This window comes from Sphingopyxis soli, from assembly GCF_018682675.1.
Lineage (GTDB): Bacteria > Pseudomonadota > Alphaproteobacteria > Sphingomonadales > Sphingomonadaceae > Sphingopyxis > Sphingopyxis soli.
Genome location: NZ_JAFMTR010000040.1, coordinates 1 through 22,565, shown reverse-complemented (window position 1 = coordinate 22,565; position 22,565 = coordinate 1). Strand labels below are relative to the sequence as shown.

Annotated in this window: 17 protein-coding genes; 12 read left to right on the top strand and 5 right to left on the bottom strand. The window is 67.3% G+C overall.

The window, feature by feature from the left end:
* The first annotated feature begins 189 nt into the window (after window positions 1-189).
* From J1N50_RS05475 to J1N50_RS05450, 6 genes are all read left to right on the top strand, one after another.
* Window positions 190-1,821 carry a putative bifunctional diguanylate cyclase/phosphodiesterase gene (locus tag J1N50_RS05475; RefSeq protein ID WP_215350789.1) on the top strand — a complete coding sequence of 544 codons (1,632 nt, stop codon included), beginning with the start codon at window positions 190-192 and terminating at the stop codon, window positions 1,819-1,821.
* A gap of 50 nt (window positions 1,822-1,871) precedes the next feature.
* Window positions 1,872-2,678: a diaminopimelate epimerase gene (gene dapF / locus J1N50_RS05470; RefSeq protein ID WP_204991846.1), complete on the top strand. Its 807-nt coding sequence runs from the start codon at window positions 1,872-1,874 to the stop codon at window positions 2,676-2,678.
* On the top strand, window positions 2,675-3,970 hold the full coding sequence (locus J1N50_RS05465; protein WP_215350787.1) for a MiaB/RimO family radical SAM methylthiotransferase: 1,296 nt from the start codon (window positions 2,675-2,677) through the stop codon (window positions 3,968-3,970). Before dapF ends, J1N50_RS05465 begins: the two co-directional genes overlap by 4 nt.
* Window positions 3,967-4,893 carry a signal recognition particle-docking protein FtsY gene (ftsY, locus tag J1N50_RS05460; protein ID WP_215350785.1) on the top strand — a complete coding sequence of 309 codons (927 nt, stop codon included), beginning with the start codon at window positions 3,967-3,969 and terminating at the stop codon, window positions 4,891-4,893. Before J1N50_RS05465 ends, ftsY begins: the two co-directional genes overlap by 4 nt.
* Window positions 4,890-5,567, top strand: coding sequence for an inner membrane-spanning protein YciB (locus J1N50_RS05455; protein ID WP_215350783.1), 678 nt, complete (start codon window positions 4,890-4,892; stop codon window positions 5,565-5,567). The genes ftsY and J1N50_RS05455 overlap by 4 nt, the downstream gene beginning before the upstream one ends.
* Before the next feature lie 77 nt (window positions 5,568-5,644).
* A complete protein-coding gene (locus tag J1N50_RS05450; RefSeq protein WP_215350781.1) occupies window positions 5,645-6,223 on the top strand; it encodes a urate hydroxylase PuuD in 579 nt (192 codons plus the stop codon).
* 193 nt (window positions 6,224-6,416) lie between these two features.
* On the opposite strand, the gene J1N50_RS05445 is transcribed toward J1N50_RS05450, so the two are convergent.
* The 5 genes from J1N50_RS05445 to J1N50_RS05425 all read right to left on the bottom strand — a co-directional run bounded on the left by J1N50_RS05445 (window position 6,417) and on the right by J1N50_RS05425 (window position 12,372).
* On the bottom strand, window positions 6,417-6,971 hold the full coding sequence (locus tag J1N50_RS05445) for a gamma carbonic anhydrase family protein (RefSeq protein WP_215350779.1): 555 nt from the start codon (window positions 6,969-6,971) through the stop codon (window positions 6,417-6,419).
* Window positions 6,968-9,241 carry a spermidine synthase gene (locus J1N50_RS05440; protein ID WP_215350777.1) on the bottom strand — a complete coding sequence of 758 codons (2,274 nt, stop codon included), beginning with the start codon at window positions 9,239-9,241 and terminating at the stop codon, window positions 6,968-6,970. The genes J1N50_RS05445 and J1N50_RS05440 overlap by 4 nt, the downstream gene beginning before the upstream one ends.
* Window positions 9,238-9,777, bottom strand: a complete 540-nt coding sequence (locus J1N50_RS05435) for a GNAT family N-acetyltransferase (protein WP_215350775.1) — start codon at window positions 9,775-9,777, stop codon at window positions 9,238-9,240. The genes J1N50_RS05440 and J1N50_RS05435 overlap by 4 nt, the downstream gene beginning before the upstream one ends.
* Window positions 9,774-10,772, bottom strand: coding sequence for a porphobilinogen synthase (gene hemB / locus J1N50_RS05430; RefSeq protein WP_215350773.1), 999 nt, complete (start codon window positions 10,770-10,772; stop codon window positions 9,774-9,776). Before hemB ends, J1N50_RS05435 begins: the two co-directional genes overlap by 4 nt.
* Window positions 10,773-10,833: 61 nt before the next feature.
* Entirely contained in the window at window positions 10,834-12,372 is a 1,539-nt protein-coding gene (locus J1N50_RS05425) for a M23 family metallopeptidase (protein ID WP_215350771.1), read from the bottom strand.
* Between the two features lie 295 nt (window positions 12,373-12,667).
* Between J1N50_RS05425 and J1N50_RS05420 the strand changes: the two genes are divergently transcribed.
* The 6 genes from J1N50_RS05420 (at window position 12,668) to J1N50_RS05395 (ending at window position 22,437) form a co-directional block, all read left to right on the top strand.
* The gene (locus J1N50_RS05420; protein ID WP_215350769.1) at window positions 12,668-15,466 is read left to right on the top strand and encodes a helicase-related protein; all 2,799 of its coding nucleotides are present in this window, start codon (window positions 12,668-12,670) and stop codon (window positions 15,464-15,466) included.
* A 10-nt stretch (window positions 15,467-15,476) separates the two neighbouring features.
* Window positions 15,477-15,776: an RNA-binding S4 domain-containing protein gene (locus tag J1N50_RS05415; RefSeq protein WP_215350767.1), complete on the top strand. Its 300-nt coding sequence runs from the start codon at window positions 15,477-15,479 to the stop codon at window positions 15,774-15,776.
* 173 nt (window positions 15,777-15,949) lie between these two features.
* Complete coding sequence (gene fdxA, locus J1N50_RS05410) at window positions 15,950-16,288, top strand: ferredoxin FdxA (RefSeq protein ID WP_058455019.1); 339 nt, start codon at window positions 15,950-15,952, stop codon at window positions 16,286-16,288.
* 310 nt (window positions 16,289-16,598) lie between these two features.
* Entirely contained in the window at window positions 16,599-17,249 is a 651-nt protein-coding gene (gene clpP, locus J1N50_RS05405) for an ATP-dependent Clp endopeptidase proteolytic subunit ClpP (protein WP_204991856.1), read from the top strand.
* Window positions 17,250-17,438: 189 nt separating this feature from the next.
* Window positions 17,439-18,707, top strand: coding sequence for an ATP-dependent Clp protease ATP-binding subunit ClpX (clpX, locus tag J1N50_RS05400; protein ID WP_058455017.1), 1,269 nt, complete (start codon window positions 17,439-17,441; stop codon window positions 18,705-18,707).
* A 295-nt stretch (window positions 18,708-19,002) separates the two neighbouring features.
* Window positions 19,003-22,437 carry a TonB-dependent receptor gene (locus tag J1N50_RS05395; protein WP_215350765.1) on the top strand — a complete coding sequence of 1,145 codons (3,435 nt, stop codon included), beginning with the start codon at window positions 19,003-19,005 and terminating at the stop codon, window positions 22,435-22,437.
* Window positions 22,438-22,565: the final 128 nt, after the last annotated feature.

Here is a 22,565-nt window from a genome sequence, read left to right as displayed (position 1 = left end):
TCGCCAACCAGCGGTATCCGTGGACAGTGTTTTCCGTCGCGGATGTCGTATCTGCCCGTCCGCAATATGCGTCCGGACGCGGCGCCTTTACGCAAAACGGCCGCGAAAGGCAAGCACGGCGTCGGTTCGCACTTAACGCAAATTTCACCGCTCGCCGCCACTATGGCTGCGATGGGTGGGAATGGTTACATGACAGCAGAACCGAAAGCGCGCGACCGCAGCGAGGACGCGCGGCGCGACATGCTTGCCGGCGGGATCGTCGTCGCCGCGATCCTGCTGTTCGTCGGCACCGGCGGCAGCGTGATGCAGTCGATCGTGCAGACGATCATCGGCCTCGGCGGCGGGCCGGACAAGGTGCTTGCCGCCGCGATGATCCTGAATATCGCGCTGATCCTCTTCGGCTGGCGCCGCTACGAGGATCTGAACCGCGAGATCCGCGAACGCACCGAGGCCGAACAGCGCGCGCGCTACCTCGCCGACACCGATCCGCTCACCGGCTTCCTCAACCGCCGCGCGCTGCTCGCGCAGGGGCAGCGGATGATCGCCGAGGCGACCGGCGAAAGGCGCCACGTCGCACTGTTCCTGCTCGATCTCGACCATTTCAAGACCGTCAACGACATCCACGGTCACGCGGCGGGCGACCGCGTGCTGCAGGTCGCCGCAGAACGCATCAGCCAGATCCTGCCCCCTACCGCGACCAAGGCGCGGCTCGGCGGCGACGAATTCGTCGCAATGCTGCCCTTCGAGCCCGTCGCGCGCGCCGAGATCGACGCACTGGCCGCGGCGCTGGTCACCGCGCTCGAGGATTCGGTCGCGCATGATGCGCAGCAGATCCGGATCGGCGCGTCGCTGGGCATCGCGCTCGCGACCGACGCCAGCATCACGATGGAAACGATGGTTCGCCAGGCCGACATCGCCATGTATCACTGCAAGGACGAGGGGCGGAACCGCCACTGCTGGTTCCAGGCGGGCATGGAAATGGCGGTGCAGATCCGCAACCAGATCGAAACCGGCATCCGCGACGGGATGCCGCGCGGCGAGTTCATTCCCTATTTCGAGCCGCAGGTCGACATCGCCAGCGGCCGCCTGCTCGGCTTCGAGATGCTCATGCGCTGGGAATCGCCCGAATATGGCCTGATCCCGCCCGAACGCTTCATCCCGGTCGCCGAGGAAAGCGGATTGATCGGCGAATTGTCGCTGCGCGTCGTCCGCGACGCGATGGAGATCGCCAAGGGCTGGGATCCGTCGATCGTGCTCGCGGTCAACATTTCGCCGCAGCAGCTGAAAGACCCCTGGTTCAGCCAGAAGCTTACCAAGCTGCTCGTCGAGACGGGCTTCCCCGCGAACCAGCTCGAGGTCGAGATTACCGAAAGCTCGCTGTTCGAAAACCTCCCGCTCGTCCGCTCGATCGTCACCAGCCTCAAGAATCAGGGCGTCTCGCTCAGCCTCGACGATTTCGGCACCGGCTACAGCTCGCTGTCGCATTTGCGCGCGCTGCCGTTCGACCGGATCAAGATCGACCGCAGCTTCATCGCCGCGATGCGCGGCAGCCCCGACGCGCAGGCGATCGTCGTCGCGATCGTCCGCCTCGGCGAAAGCCTCGCGATGCCGATCACCGCCGAGGGTGTCGAAGACGAAGCGACCGCGATCGAACTCACCCGGCTCGGCTGTTCGAAGGGCCAGGGCTGGTACTATGGCCGCGCGGCATCCGCCGCGGACACGGCGCGCCTGCTCGCCGACCGCGGCCTGCTGCGCGAGAGCGCCCGGCCGCAGACGCCGCCGCCCGTCGGCGATGAAGAGCAGCTCCGCAAGACCGCCTGACGCACCCAGGTCGCTAGACTTCCCGGCCCCGCGCCCTTACATGCGCGGCTATGGCTGACCGCTTCACCAAGATGCACGGGCTGGGCAACGATTTCGTCGTCATCGACGCGCGCGAGCGTCCCGTCGAGATGACCCCGGCGCGCGCGCATGCGATCGCCGACCGCAGTTTCGGCATCGGGTGCGATCAGCTCATCCTGCTCGAACCCTCCACAAGCGCCGATGTGAAGATGCGCATCTTCAATGCCGACGGCAGCGAGGTCGAGGCGTGCGGCAATGCGACGCGCTGTGTCGCCACGCTTCTTGGCGAACCTTCGGTGATCGAGACGCTGGGCGGGATGCTGCGCGTCACCCCCGCCGATGGCGGTGCCGAGGTGGTGCTAGGCGAACCGGTGTTCGACTGGGAGCATATCCCGCTCGCGATGCCGATGGACACGCGCGACATGCCCGTCGCGTGGGACGAGCTGGAACATGGCGCCGCGGTCAATGTGGGCAATCCGCACATCATTTTCTTTGTGCCCGAGGCCGATGCGATCGCGCTCGACGAACTCGGCCCGCGGATCGAGACCGATCCGCTGTTCCCCGAGCGCGTCAACGTCAATGTCGCGAGCCTCGACGGCGAGAACCAGCTCCAGCTCCGCGTCTGGGAGCGCGGCGTGGGCCTGACGCAGGCGTGCGGCACCGGGGCGTGCGCGACCGCGGTGGCCGCGATCCGCGCCGGGCTGGTCAAATCGCCAGTCACCGTGTCGCTGCCCGGCGGCGACCTGATCATCCGTTGGGCGCCCGGCGAGCCGATCGTGATGAGCGGCGCCGCGACGCGCGTCTATGACGGCGAGACCGACTGGACGCGCTTCGGATGACGGTTACGCTCGCCGACCGCGTCGAGGTCGTCAATTTCGGTTGCCGGCTCAACATCGCCGAGGGCGAGGCGATACGCGCCGCAGCCAAGGCGGCGGGTGTGCGCGACACGATCGTCCTCAATAGCTGCGCCGTGACCGACGAAGCGGTGCGGCAGGCGCGGCAGGCGGTGCGGCGCGCGCTGCGCGACCGGCCGGGGGCCGAGGTCGTGGTGACGGGATGCGCGGCGGAGCTGGAGCGCGATGCGTTTGCCGCGATGGGCGCGCGGGTGGTGAGCAACGATGCGAAGGGGCTGACCGAGAGTTATCAATCCACCGTGTCCCCGCGAAGGCGGGGACCCATCACCGGGAGGCGCGAAATAGCACCGGCGGGAGATGGACCCCCGCCTTCGCGGGGGAACATGACTTTTGATAAACCCGCACCGTACCAACCCGCCCTCTCCGGCGCCGACCACGCGCGCGCTTTCCTCGGCGTCCAGACGGGGTGCTCGCACAGCTGCACCTTCTGCGCGACCGTGCTCGCGCGCGGCACCGCCCGCTCCGCGACGGCCGAGGCCGTCATCGAAGCCGCGCGCACCGCCCTCGATCGCGGTCAGCGCGAGATCATCCTGACCGGGGTCGATCTTGCAAGCTATGGCGACGACAGCGGCACCAGCCTCGCGGCGCTGGTCGAAGCCTTGCTGACGCTTCCCGTCGAGCGCCTGCGCCTCTCGTCGCTCGACCCGGACCGCATCGACGACGCGCTGTTTGCGCTGCTCACGCAGGAGGCGCGCATCATGCCGCACGTCCATCTGTCGCTGCAGGCGGGCGACGACATGGTGCTGACCCGCATGAAGCGCCGCCACCGCCGCGCCGACGCCGTGCGCCTGACCGAACGGCTCAGGGCCGCCCGCCCCGACATCGCGATCGGCGCCGACCTGATCGCCGGCTTTCCCACCGAGGATGAAAAGATGTTCGCCAATTCGATGGCCCTGATCGACGATTGCGACATCGTCTTCGGCCATATCTTTCCGTACAGCCCGCGCGCCGGCACCCCCGCGGCGCGGATGCCGCAAGTCGGCCGCGCCATCGCCCGCGAACGCGCGGCCAGGCTTCGCGACGCCAATGCCCGCCGCCGCACCGCCTGGCTCGACGCACAGGTCGGCCGCACCGCGTCGATGCTCGTCGAGCGCGACGGGCTGACCGGCCATGCCGAAAATTTCGCGCCGCTGACGCTGACGACGCCCGCCGAGCCCGGCAGCATCGTTCCGGTCCGCCTGACCGCGCGCGACGGCGACAGGATGCTCGCGGCATGAGCGGCCTCAGCTGGAGCGAACGCCTGCTCGGCGGTCTCAAGCGCACGTCGGAGCGGCTTGGCGAGAATCTGTCGGGGCTCACCGGCAAATCGCGGCTCGACGACGACGATCTCGACCGGATCGAGGATGCGCTGATCACCGCCGATCTTGGCCCGAACATGGCCGCGCGCATCCGCGATCGCCTGTCCGAGCGCCGCGACGTGGCCGCGAACGGCACCGACGAACTGCGCAAGGTGGTGGCGGAGGAAATCGCCGCAGTGCTGCGCCCCGTCGCCGAACCGCTCGATATCGACGCCTTCCCCCGCCCGCAGGTCATATTGGTGATCGGCGTCAACGGATCGGGGAAGACCACCACCATCGCCAAGCTCGCGCACCTGTTCCAGGAACAGGATTATGGCGTGATGCTCGTCGCGGGCGACACCTTCCGCGCCGCCGCAATCGGTCAATTGAAGGTCTGGGCCGAACGGCTCGGCATTCCGATCATGGCCGGGCCCGAGGGCGGCGACGCCGCGGGGATCGTCTTCGACGCCGTGAAGCAGGCGACCGCGACCGGCATCGACGTGCTGATCGTCGACACCGCCGGCCGCCTGCAGAACAAGCGCGAACTGATGGACGAGCTGGCCAAGATCAAGCGCGTCCTCGGCCGTCTGAACCCCGCCGCGCCGCACGACGTCGTGCTCGTCCTCGACGCGACGACCGGGCAGAATGCCCTGTCGCAGATCGACGTGTTCCGCGAGGTTGCGGGGGTCACCGGACTCGTGATGACCAAGCTCGACGGCACCGCGCGCGGCGGCGTTCTTGTCGCCGCGGCCGAGCGCCACGGCCTTCCCATCCACGCCATCGGCATCGGCGAGACGATCGACGATCTGCGCCCCTTCGACGCCGACGAGATCGCGGGCATCATTGCCGGAAACATAAGATGAGCGAACAGATAGACCAGCTTCCGGGCGGCCCCGAGCCGGTCCCCGCGCCGCCGCCCGCCAAACATGGCTGGCTCAACTTCGCGATCGATTTCGGGCCGCTGCTCGTCTTCTTCCTGACCTATAAATTCTCCTCCGGCGGCACCGGCGCCTTCGCGGCGACCACCGGCGCGATCAAGGGCACCGTCGCCTTCATGGTGGCGATCATCGTCGCGATGATCGTTTCGAAGTGGAAGCTCGGGCGCATTTCGCCGATGCTGTGGATGTCGAGCATCCTCGTGCTCGGCTTCGGCGCGCTGACCATCTGGTTCCACGACGAGCGCTTCATCGTGATGAAGCCGACGATCATCTACGCCGCCTTCGCGGCGCTGTTGCTCGGCGGCTGGCTCCTCAAGAAGCCGATGCTCAAATATCTGCTGCAATCGGCGCTCGAGGGGGTGACCGAAGGCGGCTGGCTGCTGCTGTCGCGCAACTGGGGCCTGTTCTTCGCCGCGCTCGGCGTCGCCAACCATGTGATGTACGAGCTCATCCAGGCGAAACAGATGAGCTTCGACCTGTGGCTGACAATCAAGGTCTGGGGTGTCACCGCCCTTTCCTTCCTGTTCACGCTGACGCAGGTGCCGGTGATGCTGAAGCACGGCCTTGCGGTTCCCGAGAGCGCCGACAAGCAAGCTTGAGCCCGCCGCCACTCGCTGGCATATCCCCTTCACGCTTCCGGGTCGCGCGGAGGCGAAACGGATGGAGGGGGACTATCATGGACAAATTTTTCGGTAATCTACACGCCGTGCTGGGCGCGGGCCTCGTACTTGCGATCATCCTGATGCTCGGTCTCAACGGCCAGAATTTCGCGGACGGGATCGCCGCGGGCAACGCGATCCTGCGCTGGCTGCACACCTTCTTCGGCATTCTCTGGATCGGGCTGCTCTATTATTTCAACTTCGTCCAGATCCCGACGATGCCGAAAATCCCGGCCGAACTGAAACCCGCGGTGGGCAAGCATATCGCCCCCGCCGCGCTCTTCTGGTTCCGCTGGGCGGCGCTGATCACGGTGCTGCTGGGCCTCGCCATCGCTTTCCACGCCAAATATGCAATCCCGGCGCTGAGCTTCCAGGATCCGTACAAGCTGATCGGCGCGGGCATGTGGCTGGGCCTGATCATGGCGTTCAACGTCTGGTTCGTGATCTGGCCGAACCAGAAGAAGGCGCTCGGCATCGTCGAGGCGGACGATGCGACCAAGGCCGCCTCGGCCAAGACCGCAATGATCTTTTCGCGGACCAACACCCTGCTGTCGATCCCGATGCTGTACGCGATGGTGAACGCCAACTTGGGCTGATTTGACAATCCTCCCTGTCGCGAAGCGATGGGGAGGTGGCAGCCCCCTTCGACTGCCTGCCTGCGGCAGTCGCTCAGGATAAACTGCGCCTTCGGCGCAGGGCTGACGGAGGGCGACGGCGCACCGTTGCGGCCCCTACACCACTGCTTCGCAGCGCCCCCCTCCCCATGGCTTCGCCACAGGGAGGATTTACTCACCCTTCCACCGCCGCCTTGTGCAGGCGGCCGTTCTGCACATAGTGCGCAACCCCCATCTGCATTCCCGCGGCCTGCGCGTCGTCGATCTCGCGCACCCGGCGGGCCGGCGATCCGGCCCATAGCTCGCGGCCCGGGATTTCCTTATGCTCGGTGAGCAGCGCCCCCGCGGCAAGCATCGCGTCGCTGCCGATCACGCAGCCGTTCATCACCGTCGCCTTGAGCCCGACGAACGCGCGATCCGCCAATGTGCAGCCGTGGACCATTGCAAGGTGGCCGATCAGCACATCCTCGCCGATGATCGTCGGGTACCCGTCGGGCCGGTGCGGCATCGGGCCGTCGCAATGCACGACGCTGCCGTCCTGGATGTTCGAGCGCGCGCCGACGACGATGCGGCTGACATCGGCGCGCAGCACGCAATTGTACCAGATGCTGACATCGGGGCCGATCGTCACGTCGCCGATGATCCGGCATCCCGGCGCGATGAAGGCGCTGGGGTCGATCTGCGGCGCCTTGCCGTTCACGGCGATGATGCTGACGTCTTTATAGGTCATTCGCGGTTTCCGATCAGATGGCCCCACAGGAGTACGGGCAGGGTAGAGGCATAATCGTCGGTCCAGCGCTGGAAGCCCGGCCGTTGCTTGAGCGGCACCCAAACGCCGTCGGCCTTCGAATCCTCGCGCGGTTTCAGTCCGCCCGTCAATTGTTGCAAGCGTTCCGGCGTCGCGGTCAGGGCGACCCAGTTCGATCCGGTCAGCACGCCGATGTCCTCGGGGGCGGTCACGTCATCGGGGCTCGAATCCATCCGGATCGCCGCCGACCAGCCGCGCGCCCGCGCCTCGGTCGACAGCACCGGCTCGAGGTCGAAGAAGCGGTTCGAGATGTGGATCAACAGCACCCCGCCCGGCTTCAGCGCGCGCGCATAGATGCCGATCGCCTCGGCGGTCAGCAGATGCAGCGGAATCGCGTCGGAAGAAAAGGCGTCGATCACCAAAATGTCGAACTGCGCCGGCGGCAGTTTCGCGATCTGGAGCCGCGCGTCGCCGATCACGATCGGCACGTCGGCGGCGCATTCGCTGATGAAGGTGAATTTGGACGGGTCGCGCGCGATCTCCGCCATCGCCGGGTCGATCTCGAAGATCGTCCAGCGCTGGCCGGGCTTGCGATAGCAGGACAGCGTCCCGGCGCCGAGACCGACGAGCCCGACCGATGCATCGGGACCGGCCAGCATCTCCGCCTTGTCGAGGGTCAGCCCGACCCCCGACTGGTGCCCGTAATAGGTCGTCGGTTCGAGCCGGTGCGGCGCGTCGGTGCGCTGGAGCCCGTGCAAGGTCGTGCCGTGCGCCAGCCGCCGCTGGTTGTCGGCGGGATAGTCGGTGACCGTATAGACGCCGAAATAGCTGCGCACGCGGTTGCCGGTAAAGCTTTCCTGGAGCGTGTCCCAGCCGCCGACCCCCAGCATCAGCATCGCGAGCGCCAGGACGAAGGCCCATCGCCACCCGATCACGAGCAGCCCGATGACGAAGAGCAGGACCCCCCACATCGCAACCTCGCCCTCGATCCGGCCGAGCCACAATTGCACCATCTTCCAGCAGGCGAAGGCGGCGACCCCCATGAGCGCGGCGACGATCGTCCGCGCGGTCGCGGGAGACAGCTTCGCCCATTTGTCCCACGGGAACAGGGCCGGCAGCGGCAGCAGCATCGCGGCGGCGAGGACGAGCAGCGGATGCTCGTAAACCCAGTCGAACAGCAGCGGCGCGAACAGCGCCGCGAACAAGCCGCCCAGCACGCCGCCTGCCGACATGACGAGATAGAAGAGCGTCAAGTGCTGCGTTGCGGGGCGCAGATGATAGAGATAACCGTGCAGCGCGACCGCAACGATGAACTGCATCGCAAGCGCCGCGAACGCGACGAGCATCGTGCCCCCGCTGGTGCTGAGCAACGCGAGCCCGCCGACCGACAGCAGTACCGCGGGCGCGATCGTCGTGAAGATCTGCGTCAGCCGCTCGGCGGTCGAAAAGGCGATCACGAAGCTCAGCAGATAGAGGCCGAGCGGCAGCACCCAGAGCAAGGGCATCGCGACGATGTCGGTGGTGAGATGCGTCGTCGTCGACAGCATCAGGCCCGAAGGCACCGCCGCGAGCAGCAGCCAGTGGAGCTGGCGGCGCAGGGTCGGGCGCGGTTCGGCGGCAGCGACGCCTTCGGTCTCGTGGACCGCCTCGCCGCGCCAGCGCGCCGCGCCGCTTGCCGCGACGAGCAGCACCAGCACGCCATAGCCCGCGGTCCACAGCCAGCTCTGCGTCGCCAGCGGCATGGCGGGCTCGACCAGCGCCGGATAGCTGATCAGCCCAGCAAAGCTGCCGAGGTTCGACGCCGCATAGAGATAATAGGGATCGCCCGCGCGCGCGTCGGCGGCGAACCAGCGCTGCATCAGCGGCGCCTGCGCCGACACCGCGAAGAAGACGGGACCGATCGAGGCGAGCAGCAGCAGCGGCACCCAAAGCGCCTCCTGCCCCGGCGCGGGCGGCGCAAGGCTCGCAATGCCGATCGGCAGCCACAGCGCCGCGACGATGAGCAGCGCGACATGGACCGCCGCCTGCCGCCGGACCGCAAAACGGCCGAGCCAGTGCGCATAGGCATAGCCGCCGAGCAGCAGCGCCTGATAGACGAGCATCGCGCTGTTCCACACCGCGGGCGCTCCGCCGAGCCGCGGCAGCACCATGCGCGCGACCATCGGCTGGACGAGGAACAACAGGAAACTGCCGACGAGGATCGTCAGCACGAACAGCCAGCGGCGCGGGCTCGATACGTCGCGGTTCGTCATGCTGCGGCCTTGGTCCTCGCCATCGAATAGGTGACATGCCGGCGCAGCGGATCGCCCGCCGCCAGCTTCGGATGATCGAAATCGAGCCCGGCGCGATAGGCCATGCCGAGCCGCTCCATCACCGCACGGCTGCGGACATTGCCTTCCCAGGTGATCGCCCAGAGATCGTCGTCGGGAAGATGCGCCAGCGCCCAGTCCGCCGCGCCGCGCGCCGCCTCGCTCGCATAGCCCGCACCCCAGGCGTCGCGCGCGAGCCGCCAGCCGAGTTCGGCCTTGCCCGCGACCGGGCCCGCACTGCCGCGGATCACCCCGCACCAGCCGATCAACCGCGCGTCCTCCTTGCGTTCAAGCGCCCAGAAGGTGTGGCCATGCTCGGCCTCGATCGCGCGGACGCGCCCGATCAGCGCCGCTGTCTCGTCCCTGTCGAGCGGCGGGCCGAGCGTCGCCATCACATCGGGATCGCTGCAAATGGCCTGAAAGGGCGCGACATCCTCGTCGCGCCACGACCGCATGACCAGCCGCGCGGTCTCGATCATGCGCCGAGCAGCCGCGCCGCATGCAGCGCGTGATAGGTCAGCACCCCCGACGCGCCCGCGCGGCGGAAGGCGAGCAGGGTTTCGAGCACCAGCGCATCGCGATCGCCCGCGCCTGCGGCGGCGGCCGCCTCGATCATCGCATATTCGCCCGACACCTGATAGGCATAGACCGGCACGGCAAAATGCTCCTTCACCGCGCGCACGACGTCGAGATACGGCAGACCGGGCTTCACCATCACGCTGTCGGCGCCCTCGGCGAGATCCTGCTCGACTTCGCGCAGCGCCTCCTCGACGTTCGCCGGGTCCATCTGGTAAGTCTTCTTGTCGCCCTTGAGCAGCCCGCGCGAGCCGACCGCATCGCGGAACGGACCGTAGAAGGCCGAGGCATATTTGGCGGCATAGCTCATGATCTGGACATCACCGAAACCCTCGGTCTCCAGCGCCTCGCGGATCGCGCCGACGCGGCCGTCCATCATGTCCGACGGCGCGATGATGTCGGCGCCCGCGCGCGCCTGGTTCAGCGCCTGCCCGACCAGCACCTCGACCGTCTCGTCGTTGAGGACATAGCCGGTGTCGCCGATCAGCCCGTCCTGACCGTGGCTGGTATAGGGGTCGAGCGCGACGTCGGTGAGCACGCCGATTTCGTCGCCCAGCGCCTGCTTGATCGCGGCGGTCGCACGGCACATCAGATTGCCGGGATTGAGCGCTTCCGCCCCGTCCTCGCGGCGCAGCGCGGGCTCGGTGTAGGGAAAGAGCGCGAGGCACGGAATGCCGGCGGCGGCGGCTTCCTTCGCGCGGTCGACGATCCGGTCGACCGACCAGCGCGACACGCCCGGCAGGCTCGCGATCGGCTCCTCGGCGCCATCGCCGGGACAGACGAAGAGCGGCCAGATCAGGTTCGACGGGGTCAGATGATGCTCGCGCACCATCGCCCGGCTCCAGCCGGTGCGGCGCGTGCGGCGGAGACGGAGATCGGGAAAGGGGGCGTGGGTCATGCCGCGTGCATAGCGGCGCGGAAGCGGAGGGCAAATGGATATTGGTGCGCGCGGCGCGCCGTCAGATGCCGCCGCCGGCCCGCTTCTCTGCGACGTCGGCGAGCGAACCGAGCTTGGGGCCCTCGGCAGGCTTCGCCACGACCGCCGACATCGCGGCGCCCGGCGCGACCGAGGTCAGCTGGCGGATGCGCGCGCGGAAGTTGGCGAGCGCCTGCCCCTCGAGCCGCGCGCGGGTCACGAAAGCGACCGACATCGGATTGACCGGGACGCCGTTGCGATAGACTTCGTAATGGAGGTGCGGGCCGGTCGACAGGCCGCTCGACCCGATATAGCCGATCACCTGCCCGCGCGAGACGTGCTGGCCGGGGCGCACCGCGATGCGGCTCATATGGCCATAGCCGGTGCCGAGACCGCCGCCGTGGCTGAGCTTGACATAATTGCCGAAGCCGCCGGTGCGACCGGCGATGGTGACGAAGCCGTCGTTCACGGCATAGATCGGCGCGCCATAACCGCCGCCGAAATCGAGGCCGCTGTGCATCCGGCGATAGCCGAGAATCGGATGGCGGCGCATCCCGAAGGTCGAGGTGACGCGCCCGTTCGTCGGGCGGACCATGCCGCCGCGCCGTTCGCCGACGCCCGACGCCTCGAACCATTGGGTGCGGCCCTCGACAGTCCATTCGATCATCGACAGCTTCGCCTTGCCGCCGCGGACGAGGCCCGCGTAGAGCAGCTTGCCCGTCTCGCTTTCGCCCGTCTCGGCGCGGCGATGCTCGACGATGATGTCGAACTGGTCGCTCGACCGTATGTCGCTGCCCACCGAAATCTGGCGGCCGATGACGCGGAGGTACGACTGGATCACCTCGGGCGACGCGCCCGCGGCGCGCGCCGAGCGATAGAGGCTGCCGCCGACCGTGCCGCGGATGCGCAGCGGGGTCGAATCGACCGCGATCGGGATGCGGCGCATGACGAGGCGGCCGCCCTCGCGTTCCATCTCGATCCGCAGGTCGAAGCGCGCGCGCATCGCGAGCGCGTCGACCGGGCGCGGCATCGTGCGCGCGGCGCGGCGGCCGAGGATCAGGTCGACGCGCGTGCCCGGGGCGATGTCGGCAAGCGGAACGGCGCTCGAAACCTGCGCCGCGATCGCCTGCGCGTCGCCGCCGCCGACGCCCGAGCGTTCGAGGACGCGGGCGAAGCTGTCGCCGGCCCCCAAGGTTGCGGTCAGTTCGATCTGCGGGCGTTCGGGGGTCTGGGCAAGCGGGCGGACGGCGTCGGTCGCCGCCATGTGGCGGCCGGTGTCGCCGCCGAATGCCAGCGGCACGATCATCTGCGCGCGGGCTTCGTTGAAATCGGCGGCGTCGAGCGCGGGCGCCCGCACCGACAGCGGCTTGACGCCGGGAAAGGTCGAAATGGCGGCGCCGCACAGCAGCGTCAGCGTCGCGAGGCCGCGCCACCAGTCCCGCGAACCGATATCGGCGCCAAGGTCGGGAACAAGGTCGAGATGCGCCAGCCGGTCGCGCCACGACAGCGGTTCTGGATCGGCGCGCGCCGGGCGAAACGGAATCGCCTGCGCCATCGACAGCACGGCCGTATTGCCGGACATACCGGCAATGGGCTCGTGACCCGATATGGGTTCGTGGCGCTGGAACAAAAAATGCAACCCCCGCTCGGCGGGCCTCCCTTTGACCCGGCCGCCGAATGATCTTTTCGGCCCGCTGTCTGTAAAGAAAGGTCGTTAAAGTCAATTTAATGGCTGGGCATCGCGGGAGTCCTGCGGTGGGCCGTGGCGGCCGCGCGATGCGGTGTGTCGCGTGCGGAAAAATGCGCGCTCTCCCGTACCGTCCGACGATCGGCTGTTGCGCGGCGGGCGCGAGCGTGTCAGCGTGGTGCCAACGACAATGACGTCTTTCTCTTCCACCCCGGTCAAGGCTGTCCTTGGCCCCACCAACACCGGCAAAACCCATTTGGCGGTCGAGCGCCTGACCGCCCATGCCAGCGGCATGATCGGCTTCCCGCTGCGCCTGCTTGCGCGGGAGGTTTACGACCGCGTCGTCGCGATCAAGGGCGCGGCCGAGGTCGCGCTGGTGACGGGCGAGGAGCGCATCATGCCGCCGGGCGCGCGCTACCTGCTCGGGACGATGGAAGCGCTGCCGATCGACCGCGACGTCGCCTTCGTCGGCATCGACGAGGTCCAGCTCGGCGCCGATCCGGAGCGCGGCCATGTCTTCACCGACCGCCTTCTGCGGGCGCGCGGGCGCGAGGAGACGATGATCCTCGGCTCGGCGACGACCAGGGGTCTGGTCCGGAGCCTCGTTCCCGAGGCCGAGATCATCACCCGCCCGCGCTTCTCGACCCTGAGCTACGCCGGACCATCGAAGCTGTCGCGGCTGCCCAAGCGCTCGGCAATCGTCGCCTTCTCGGCCGAGGAGGTTTACGCGATCGCCGAAATGCTCCGCCGCTTCTCGGGCGGCGCCGCAGTCGTCATGGGGGCGCTCAGCCCCAAGACGCGCAACGCGCAGGTCGCGATGTTCGAGGCGGGCGAGGTCGACTATCTCGTCGCGACCGACGCGATCGGCATGGGGCTCAACCTCGACGTCCAGCATGTCGCCTTCGCGAGCCTGCAGAAATTCGACGGACGCCGCCTCCGCCGCCTGACGGTCTCCGAAATGGCACAGATCGCGGGGCGCGCCGGACGGCACCAGCAGGACGGCAGTTTCGGCACCGTCGGCCTGCCGCAGGGCGGCTTCACGCCCGAGGAAATCCTGGCGATCGAGGGACATCATTTCCCGCCGCTCGGCAGCCTCTTCTGGCGCAACCCGACCCCGCGCTACGACACGCTCGACGTGCTGCTCGCCGATCTTGCGCAGCCGCCGGGGCAGCCGACATTGCGCCCCGCGCCCGAGGCGGTCGATATCGCGGTCCTGAAGCATCTTGCCGGCGACATGGAAGTGCGGATGCGGGGACACGAGCCCGAGGCGGTCGCGCGCCTGTGGGACGTCTGCGGCCTTCCCGATTTCGAGCAATTGGGCGCCGAGCATCACAGCCGCACCGTGCTGCGGCTCTGGCAATGGCGGACGGGCGGCGACGGGATGATCGATCCCGACTGGTTCGCCAAACGCCTCGCGCGGCTCGACGACACCGACGGCGACATCGACCAGCTCGCGAGCCGCATCGCCGCGGTGCGCACGCTCTGCTTCATCGCGCAGCGCGGCGACTGGATCGCGGGCGGCGCCGGATGGACCGAGCGGACGCAGGATCTTGAATCGCGCCTCTCCGACGCGCTCCACGCCGCGCTCGCGCAGCGGTTCGTCGACCGCCGCCTCGCGCTGCTGATCCGCGATGCCGGGCAACGCCACGCCTCGCTTCCCGTCGCGGTTGCTGCCGACGGCACCGTTGCGGTCGATGGCGAGCCGATCGGCACGCTCAAGGGCTTTTCGTTCAAGGTCGATGCGCGCGCCCGCGCGAGCGACCACCGCCTGCTGCTCGCGGCGGCCGAGAAACATCTGCGCGGTGAACTGTCGCGCCGCGCCGCGACCTTGGCGGCGGGCGAGGATAATGCGCTGTCGCTCGTCAGCGAAGCCGGCGCGGCGCCGCGCCTAGCCTGGCACGGCCATGTCGTCGCGACGCTTGCGCGCGGGCCGACGCTGGTCCAGCCCGCGATCCATATCGACGCATCGCTGCGCCGCCTCGAGCCGCAACAGGTTCAGGCGATTTCCGAGCGGCTGCAGATGTTCGTCGCGCAGCAGCTTGCGCGCCACGCGGGGCCGCTCGCCGCGATGGGCGAGGCGGCGGGCGACCTCTTCACCCCGCCGCGCGTCCGCGCGCTGCTCGCGGCGCTCGTCGACGGCGGCGGCACCGTCCCGCGCGCTTCGGTCGAGGCGCAGCTCGAGGCGATGAGCGCCGAGGAGCGGCCGCAGCTCCGCAAGCTCGGCCTCACCATCGGCTCGCTCGACATCTTCCACCACCAGCTTCTGAAGCCCGAGGCGGTGCGCTGGCGCGCCGCGCTGCTCGCCGCGCAGCACGGCGAGACGATTCCCGCCCTGCCGCCGCAGGGCGCGGTCTTGCAGAAGACCGGCAGCCATACGGGCCTGCGCATCGCGGGCTTCCGCCGCTGCGCCTCGGGCTGGCTGCGCATCGACATGGCCGAGCGGCTGGCGCGCCAGGCGCACGCCGCGCGCATCCAGGCGACGGCGATCCCCGGCAAGGCGCGCGCGGGCGCCGACGACCATCATGACGCGCACCATCCCGACGACGGCCACGACGCCGCCGCCGCCTTGCCGCCGGGGTTCGCGATCGACCCCGCGCTCGCCACCTCGCTGGGCCTTGACGAGGAGACGCGCCGCGCGCTGCTGCAAAGCTTCGGCTTCCGCACCGTCGGCGACCCTGCGCTGCAGCGCTGGCGCTGGGCGGGGCTCAAGCATCCCGACAAGCGCCAGCGCCGCAAGCATGGCAAGGGGCAACCGCACGAAAACGCCCCTGCCGCCAACAAGGGCAAGGCAGAGCGCTCGCACGCCAAGTCGGGCGCCGGCCGGCGACCGAAGCATGGTCAGAAGCCCGGCCAGAAGCACGGAAGCCCGGCCCCCGCCAACGCCGCGCCGCGCTCGCCGCGCCCCGACCGCCCGCAACGGCGCGGCCCGTCGCCCAACAGCCCGTTCGCGGGCCTCGCCGCGCTGCTCGCCGACGTGCGCAAGGATTGACGGCGCGCCGATGGCCAGTCCCGGCGCCGCAGGAAGCATCCGGCTCGACAAGCTGCTCTGGTACCTGCGGTTCGCCCGCTCGCGCAGCATCGCGCAGGCGATGGTGACGGCGGGGCATATCCGCCTCGACGGCCGCCGCATCACCCGCCCCTCGGCCTCGGTCCATGCGGGCGCGACGCTGGTATTGCCCGTCGGCGAACGCATCGAGGTGATCCGCCTCCTCACCCTCCCCGGGCGCCGCGGCCCCGCGCCCGAAGCGCAGGCTTGCTATATCCGGCTCGACGCGGGAGCACCGGCCGCCTCCATCTGAGCTATCGGCGGCGAAGGAAAAGCTGTCGCCCGAAACCGGCGGCGCTGGCCTACAGAATGAGAGTGATTCGCAACTGTCGCTTTGCGTTGACGCACCGCGTTCGCGCGGCATAGAGGCGGGTCGAACGATCATCCGGACGGCAAGGGTGCCGCCGGCCAAGGGAGCAAAAGCCCATGACCTATGTTGTGACGGACGCCTGCATCCGGTGCAAATATATGGACTGCGTCGAGGTCTGCCCCGTCGACTGTTTCTATGAGGGCGAGAACATGCTCGTCATCAACCCGAACGAGTGCATCGACTGCGGCGTGTGCGAACCCGAATGCCCCGCCGAGGCGATCCTGCCCGACACCGAAAGCGGCCTCGAAAAGTGGCTGGAAGTGAACAGCAAGTTCAGCGCCGAATGGCCGAACATCACGGTCAAGAAGGACAGCCCCGCCGACGCCGACGAATGGAAGGGCGTCGAGGGCAAGTACGAGAACCATTTTTCCGCCGAGCCCGGCGAAGGCGACTGATCGCCGCACCGGCGACAAGGCAAGAGGGGCGGGTCATTCCTGCCCCTTTCTTTTTCGGGTTGGTGTCCCGCGCTCCCTTTTGGTCAATTGCGGACGCGCAGAATATCGTCACCCTGAACTTGTTTCGGCATGACGAGCATGGAAAGACAGCTCCGCAGTCCGCAGCCGACATAGCGGCGACACACCGCAATCCGTGTCCCCACAATTTGCCCCCTTGAAACGCTCCGCCTTGCCGCCGATGTAGGGCGACGGAGGGGCAGCCCGCCGGTCCTCGGCGCGGCAACCCGATAAATGTAAGGACTTAATCCCGATGATCGATCCGCTGGCCGCCCTTGTTCCCGTCGTCGTCGAACAGACGAGCCGCGGCGAACGCAGCTTCGACATTTTCTCGCGCCTGCTGCGCGAACGGATCGTTTTCGTCACCGGCGAGGTCGAGGACAATATGGCCTCGCTGATCGTCGCACAGCTCCTGTTCCTCGAATCGGAGAATCCGAAGAAGGACATCTATATGTATATCAACTCGCCGGGCGGCGTCGTCACGGCGGGCATGGCGATCCACGACACGATGCAGTACATCCGCCCGCGCGTCGGCACCGTGTGCATCGGTCAGGCCGCCTCGATGGGCAGCTTCCTGCTCGCCGCGGGCGAGCCCGGGATGCGCGTCGCGCTGACCAACGCGCGCGTGATGATCCACCAGCCGTCGGGCGGCGCGCGCGGCATGGCGTCGGACATCGAGATCCAGGCCAAGGAAATCCTGCGCATTCGCAAGCGGATGAACGACCTCTATGTCAAATATACCGGCAAGTCGCTGAAAGAGATCGAGAAGGCGATGGACCGCGACACCTTCCTCGAGGCCGACGAAGCCAAGGCGTTCGGTCTGGTCGACCATGTGTACGACCGCCGCCCGGGCCTGCCCGGCGATGAGGCGCCCAAGGAAATCAGCGAAGGCCCGACGCCCTGATCGACGGGCGGCGCGCCCGGATCGAGAAACGCAGCCCCGTCGGTAACCGCGTTTCTTGACGGCTCTTTCGCCGACCTGTGCCAGACCGGACATTGTACCCATGTCACCCAATTGCCATATTGTAATTGGGTGGACGGGGATTAGGATAAAGGAATCGGCGCCCCATCTGGGTCCGCCAGAGGATATTATATGACCAAATTGAGCGGCTCGGACAGCAAGAGCACTCTTTACTGCTCCTTCTGCGGCAAGTCGCAGCACGAAGTCCGCAAGCTGATTGCCGGACCGACCGTGTTCATCTGCGACGAATGCGTCGAGCTTTGCAACGACATCATCCGCGAAGAGATCAAGGGCGGGGTCGCCGCGCGCAAGGACGGCGCGGTGCCGACGCCGCTGGAAATCTGCCAGCATCTCGACGCCTATGTGATCGGCCAGAACAAGGCCAAGCGCGTGCTGTCGGTCGCGGTCCACAACCATTACAAGCGCCTCGCCAACTCGGGCCGGGGCGAGGATGTCGAGCTTGCGAAGTCGAACATCCTGCTCGTCGGCCCGACCGGCAGCGGCAAGACCCTGCTCGCGCAGACGCTCGCGCGCTTCCTCGACGTGCCCTTCACCATGGCCGACGCGACGACGCTGACCGAGGCGGGCTATGTCGGCGAGGATGTCGAGAACATCATCCTCAAGCTGCTCCAGGCCAGCGACTATAATGTCGAAAAGGCACAGCGCGGCATCGTCTATATCGACGAGATCGACAAGATCAGCCGCAAGGCCGAAAACCCGTCGATCACCCGCGACGTGTCGGGCGAAGGCGTCCAGCAGGCGCTGCTCAAGCTGATGGAAGGCACGACTGCCAGCGTTCCGCCGCAGGGCGGCCGCAAGCATCCGCAGCAGGAATTCCTGCAGGTCGACACGACGAACATCCTGTTCATCGCGGGCGGCGCTTTCGCCGGCCTCGAAAAGATCATCGGCGACCGCCTGCAGGGCAAGTCGATCGGTTTCGGCGCGCATGTCGCCGGCCCCGACGAACGCCGCGCGGGCGAGGTCCTGAAGAATATCGAGCCCGAGGATCTGCTGAAGTTCGGCCTGATCCCCGAATTCGTCGGCCGTCTGCCGGTCATCGCGACGCTCGAGGATCTCGACATCGACGCGCTGGTCAAGATTCTGGGCGAGCCCAAGAACGCGCTGGTCAAGCAGTACAAGAAACTGTTCGACCTCGAGGAAGTGTCGCTGACCTTCACCGACGACGCGCTGATCGCGGTCGCCAAGAAGGCGATCGAACGCAAGACCGGCGCGCGCGGCCTCCGCTCGATCGTCGAGGCGATCCTGCTCGACACGATGTTCGACCTGCCCGATCTCACCGACGTGGTCGAGATCGTCGTCGACAAGGACGTCGTCGAGGGCCGCAAGGATCCGGTCCGCGTCTATGCCGACAAGGCGAAGGAAGCCGGCGACGCCGCCTGAGTCGCGACCGCCTTTTCCGGACATGACGGGGTGCCGCGCGCAACGCACGGCGCCCCTTTTTGTTGCATTGCAGCAACAGTCCGCCAAAAAAAAGCCGCCTGCCCTGTGGATAGTTTGGCTTGGGCCACGCAAATTCGCGCTTTTTTAGCCTTTCACCGGCCGCGCCCCCCCTCCCGGCTTGCACTGTCACAATTGCTGTCACAATCGTGCCACATGCGGGCTTCAGGGGCGCTCGCAGGTCAGGGGCGCCCTTTGTCGCGCGTCTGCCGACTGCTACCAAAGGGGACATCCTGACATGAAACTTCGTTATTCGATCGCGGCCAGCCTGATGGCGATCAGCGTCGCGACCGTCGTCGCGGCGCCCGCCCAGGCGCAGCAGATCACGACCGGCATCCAGGGCCAGGTCAACGACGACGCCGGCGCGCCGATCGGCGGCGCCACCGTCATCATCACCGACACGCGCACCGGCGCGACGCGCACCTTCACCACGGGTTCCGACGGTCGCTTCAACGCCACCGGCCTCGTCACCGGCGGCCCGTACAGCGTCAGCGTCAACGCCGACTCGTTCGAAGGCCAGACGCTCCAGGACATCTTCACCACCCTGCAGGGTAGCACCGACCTTACCTTCGCGCTGTCGTCGGGCGGCGGCGAAATCGTCGTCACCGGCAGCCGCGTCCGCGTGACGCAGCTCGCGGTCGGCCCCGGCACCAGCTTTGCCGGCGAGTTGCTGACCAGCGCTCCCTCGTTCAACCGCGACGTCCGCGACGTCATCCGCTTCGACCCGCGCGTCAGCCTCGACCGCGACGACGGCGGTTCGGGCCAGGACCGCATCTCGTGCCTTGGCGGCAACGACCGCGGCAACGCCTTCACCGTCGACGGCATCAGCCAGGGCGACATCTACGGCCTCAACGACACCGGCTTCTCGTCGCGCAGTTCGACCCCGATTCCCTATGACGCGGTCCGCGAAACGCAGGTCCAGTTCGCGCCGTTCGACGTCGACTATGGCCAGTTCACCGGTTGCGCGATCAACGTCGTCACCAAGTCGGGCACCAACGACTATCATTTCGGCGGCTTCTTCGAATATACCAATTCGGACCTGCGCGGTGACAATGTCGCCGGTCGCCCGGTCGTGTCGATCAAGCCCGACAAGCGCTGGGGCGCCTATCTCGGCGGTCCGGTGATCAAGGATCGCCTGTTCATCTATGGCGCCTATGAGCATCAGGAAGCCGGCCAGTCGCAGGACGAAGGTCCGAACGGCGGCGGGTTCACCACTGAAACGCCGGGCGTCTCGGTCGCCCAGTTCAACGAAATCACCCAGATCCTGCGCGACGTGTACAAGATCGAATCGGGCCCGATCGTCACCAACCGTCCGTTCAAGAACGACCGCTATTTCGTCCGTGCCGACCTTCAGATCAACGACCAGCATCGTCTGGAAGCGACGTACCAGCGCCTCGAGGAAAGCACGGTTCGTCCCGACGATCTGGCAACCACCGGCACCTTTGCGAACACGATCGTCGGCCTGAACACCTTCTACAAGAGCGGGACGGTTTCGGACTATTATTCGGGCCGCCTCTATTCGCAGTGGACCGACAATTTCTCGACCGAACTGCGGTATTCGCGTTCGGAAGTGCAGGATCTCCAGGATCCGGTCGGCGGCGGCGAGGCCCAGTCGGCCAACCCGATCCCGCGCATCATCGTCGGCATCGACAATCCGGGCACCACGCCCGACGGCGCCGTCGAAGTCGGTCCGGGCTTCTCGCGCTCGGCGAACGACCTGCGCACGACGGTCGACCAGTATCGCGCGGTGGCGAAGGTCGACCTCGGCAGCCACAAGCTGAAGTTCGGGTTCGAATGGAACCATGCGAACCTGTTCAACCTGTTCGTCCAGAACGCCACGGGTACGCTGAACTTCCGCAGCATCGCCGACCTGCGCGCCGGCCTGCTGTCGCCGGGCACGGGCAACAACAACACGACCAACTCGCCGGCGAACGTCGTCAGCGGCGCGGTCGAGGGTGCGTTCGGCAACTTCTCCTCGACCGGCGACATCAACGACGCGGCTGCGGCGTTCAAGCGCGAGCTCTACTCGATCTATGCGCAGGACGAATGGGAGATCAACGACCAGCTGAACGCGGTCATCGGTGTCCGCGCCGACTGGTACGACGGCGGTGCGCCGAAGCACAACCCGCAGTTCTTCCGCCGCTATGGCATCACCAACGCGATCGGCTTCAGCCGCCTGCCCCCGGTGATCATGCCGCGCCTCGCGCTGACCTATGACCTCAACGATTTTGCGGTCTTCTCGCGGGCGCAGTTGCGCGGCGGCGTCGGCATCTTCTCGGGCGGCGACCCGCTCGTGTGGTTCGGCAACGCCTTCCAGAACGACGGCCGCGGGTTCGCGCAGGGAACGACGCAGTCGGCGAACTGCCCGACCGGCCAGATCAGCGTGCTCACCAACGGCCAGTTCACCGGCGTTCCCGCCTGTATCGCGGCCGACGGCATCGCGACCGCCGCGGCGGGTCTGGGCGACACCCAGTCGGTCAGCCCCGACATCAAGGCGCCGACGGTGCTGCGCGCCAACATCGGCTTCCAGTCGGAGCTGAACTTCGCTGAATCGGGCTTCTTCAGCGGCTGGAACCTCAACCTCGACTATATCTACAGCAAGTTCAAAAACCCCTACACGATCGTCGACCTCTCGCAGGTTCCCGACATCCGCAAGGGCCTGAACGGCTTCACCATCGATGGTCGCCCGATCTATCAGGCGATCGATCCGACGGTGGCGGGCTGTACGGCGGTGTTCACGGGCGCCAACCCGACGCCGACCTACACGGGCGTCAACGCGGCGTGTTTCAACACGCAGCGCGACGACGAACTGCAGCTAACCAACTCGGCGGGCTACACCAGCCAGATCGCGTCGTTCGTGCTGTCGAAGAATTTCGAGCACGGCCTGTTCACGGAAAACGGCTCGGTGTTCTTCAGCCTCGGCTATGCCTACACCGACGCGCACGATCGCCGGAACATGTACAATTCGACCGCAGGGTCGAACTATGACAACACCGCCGCGTTCGACCGTCAGAACCCCGCCGAATCGCGCGGCTTCTTCTCGAGCAAGCACAACATCACGTCGCAGCTGAACTTCCGCGAGGAATTCTTCGATGACCTCAGCACCCGCCTGGGCATCAGCTTCGTGGGCCGCTCGGGCCGCCCGTACAGCCTGACCTTCTCGGGCAGCTCGGTGTTCGGCGACAGCGTATCGGGTAGCGACAATGCGCTGATCTATCTGCCGACGGGAATCACGGACCCGAACGTCTCGCCGACGTCGAACATGGCCGCAGTGCAGAGCCTGGCGGACTTCGCCAACACGCTCGGCTGCGCGAAGAAGTATATCGGCCGGTCGATCCCGCGTAATACCTGCTCGAACGACTGGTATTTCGACGTCGACCTGTCCTTCTCGCAGGAAATCCCCGGCCCCGGCCGTCTTTTCGGCAAGAATGACAAGATCAAGCTCTACGCGACCATGGACAACTTCCTGAACTTCCTCGACAATGACTGGAACGTTCAGCGTCGCCGCGACTTCGCCGGCCGCCAGGATCTGGCGACGGTCAGCGGGGTCGACGCGCAGGGCCGCTACATCTTCACCAACGCGACCGGTCTGACGACGTTCAAGGCGGACAACCAGATCAACGTCAGCTCGTCGGTGTGGCGCCTGAAGGTTGGCGTCTCCTACGACTTCTGATCCTGGTCGGAGGCATGAAAGAGGGCGCGGGAGGAAACTCCCGCGCCCTTTTTCTTTGGCGGCTATCGACCGGAAGTGGACGTGAGCCCAACCTGATCCGTTCGCATCGAGCGAAGTCGAGATGCCCC

Bases quoted from the DNA above. Each gene is read 5' to 3' on its own strand.
- dapF (WP_204991846.1), top strand. From the start codon at position 1,872: ATGGCTGACCGCTTCACCAAGATGCACGGGCTGGGCAACGATTTCGTC.
- ftsY (WP_215350785.1), top strand. From the start codon at position 3,967: ATGAGCGGCCTCAGCTGGAGCGAACGCCTGCTCGGCGGTCTCAAGCGC.
- J1N50_RS05420 (WP_215350769.1), top strand. From the start codon at position 12,668: ATGACGTCTTTCTCTTCCACCCCGGTCAAGGCTGTCCTTGGCCCCACC.
- J1N50_RS05475 (WP_215350789.1), top strand. From the start codon at position 190: ATGACAGCAGAACCGAAAGCGCGCGACCGCAGCGAGGACGCGCGGCGC.
- fdxA (WP_058455019.1), top strand. From the start codon at position 15,950: ATGACCTATGTTGTGACGGACGCCTGCATCCGGTGCAAATATATGGAC.
- J1N50_RS05395 (WP_215350765.1), top strand. From the start codon at position 19,003: ATGAAACTTCGTTATTCGATCGCGGCCAGCCTGATGGCGATCAGCGTC.
- J1N50_RS05415 (WP_215350767.1), top strand. From the start codon at position 15,477: ATGGCCAGTCCCGGCGCCGCAGGAAGCATCCGGCTCGACAAGCTGCTC.
- J1N50_RS05455 (WP_215350783.1), top strand. From the start codon at position 4,890: ATGAGCGAACAGATAGACCAGCTTCCGGGCGGCCCCGAGCCGGTCCCC.
- J1N50_RS05425 (WP_215350771.1), bottom strand. From the start codon at position 12,372: ATGTCCGGCAATACGGCCGTGCTGTCGATGGCGCAGGCGATTCCGTTT.
- hemB (WP_215350773.1), bottom strand. From the start codon at position 10,772: ATGACCCACGCCCCCTTTCCCGATCTCCGTCTCCGCCGCACGCGCCGC.
- J1N50_RS05445 (WP_215350779.1), bottom strand. From the start codon at position 6,971: ATGACCTATAAAGACGTCAGCATCATCGCCGTGAACGGCAAGGCGCCG.
- clpX (WP_058455017.1), top strand. From the start codon at position 17,439: ATGACCAAATTGAGCGGCTCGGACAGCAAGAGCACTCTTTACTGCTCC.
- J1N50_RS05465 (WP_215350787.1), top strand. From the start codon at position 2,675: ATGACGGTTACGCTCGCCGACCGCGTCGAGGTCGTCAATTTCGGTTGC.
- J1N50_RS05440 (WP_215350777.1), bottom strand. From the start codon at position 9,241: ATGACGAACCGCGACGTATCGAGCCCGCGCCGCTGGCTGTTCGTGCTG.
- J1N50_RS05450 (WP_215350781.1), top strand. From the start codon at position 5,645: ATGGACAAATTTTTCGGTAATCTACACGCCGTGCTGGGCGCGGGCCTC.
- clpP (WP_204991856.1), top strand. From the start codon at position 16,599: ATGATCGATCCGCTGGCCGCCCTTGTTCCCGTCGTCGTCGAACAGACG.
- J1N50_RS05435 (WP_215350775.1), bottom strand. From the start codon at position 9,777: ATGATCGAGACCGCGCGGCTGGTCATGCGGTCGTGGCGCGACGAGGAT.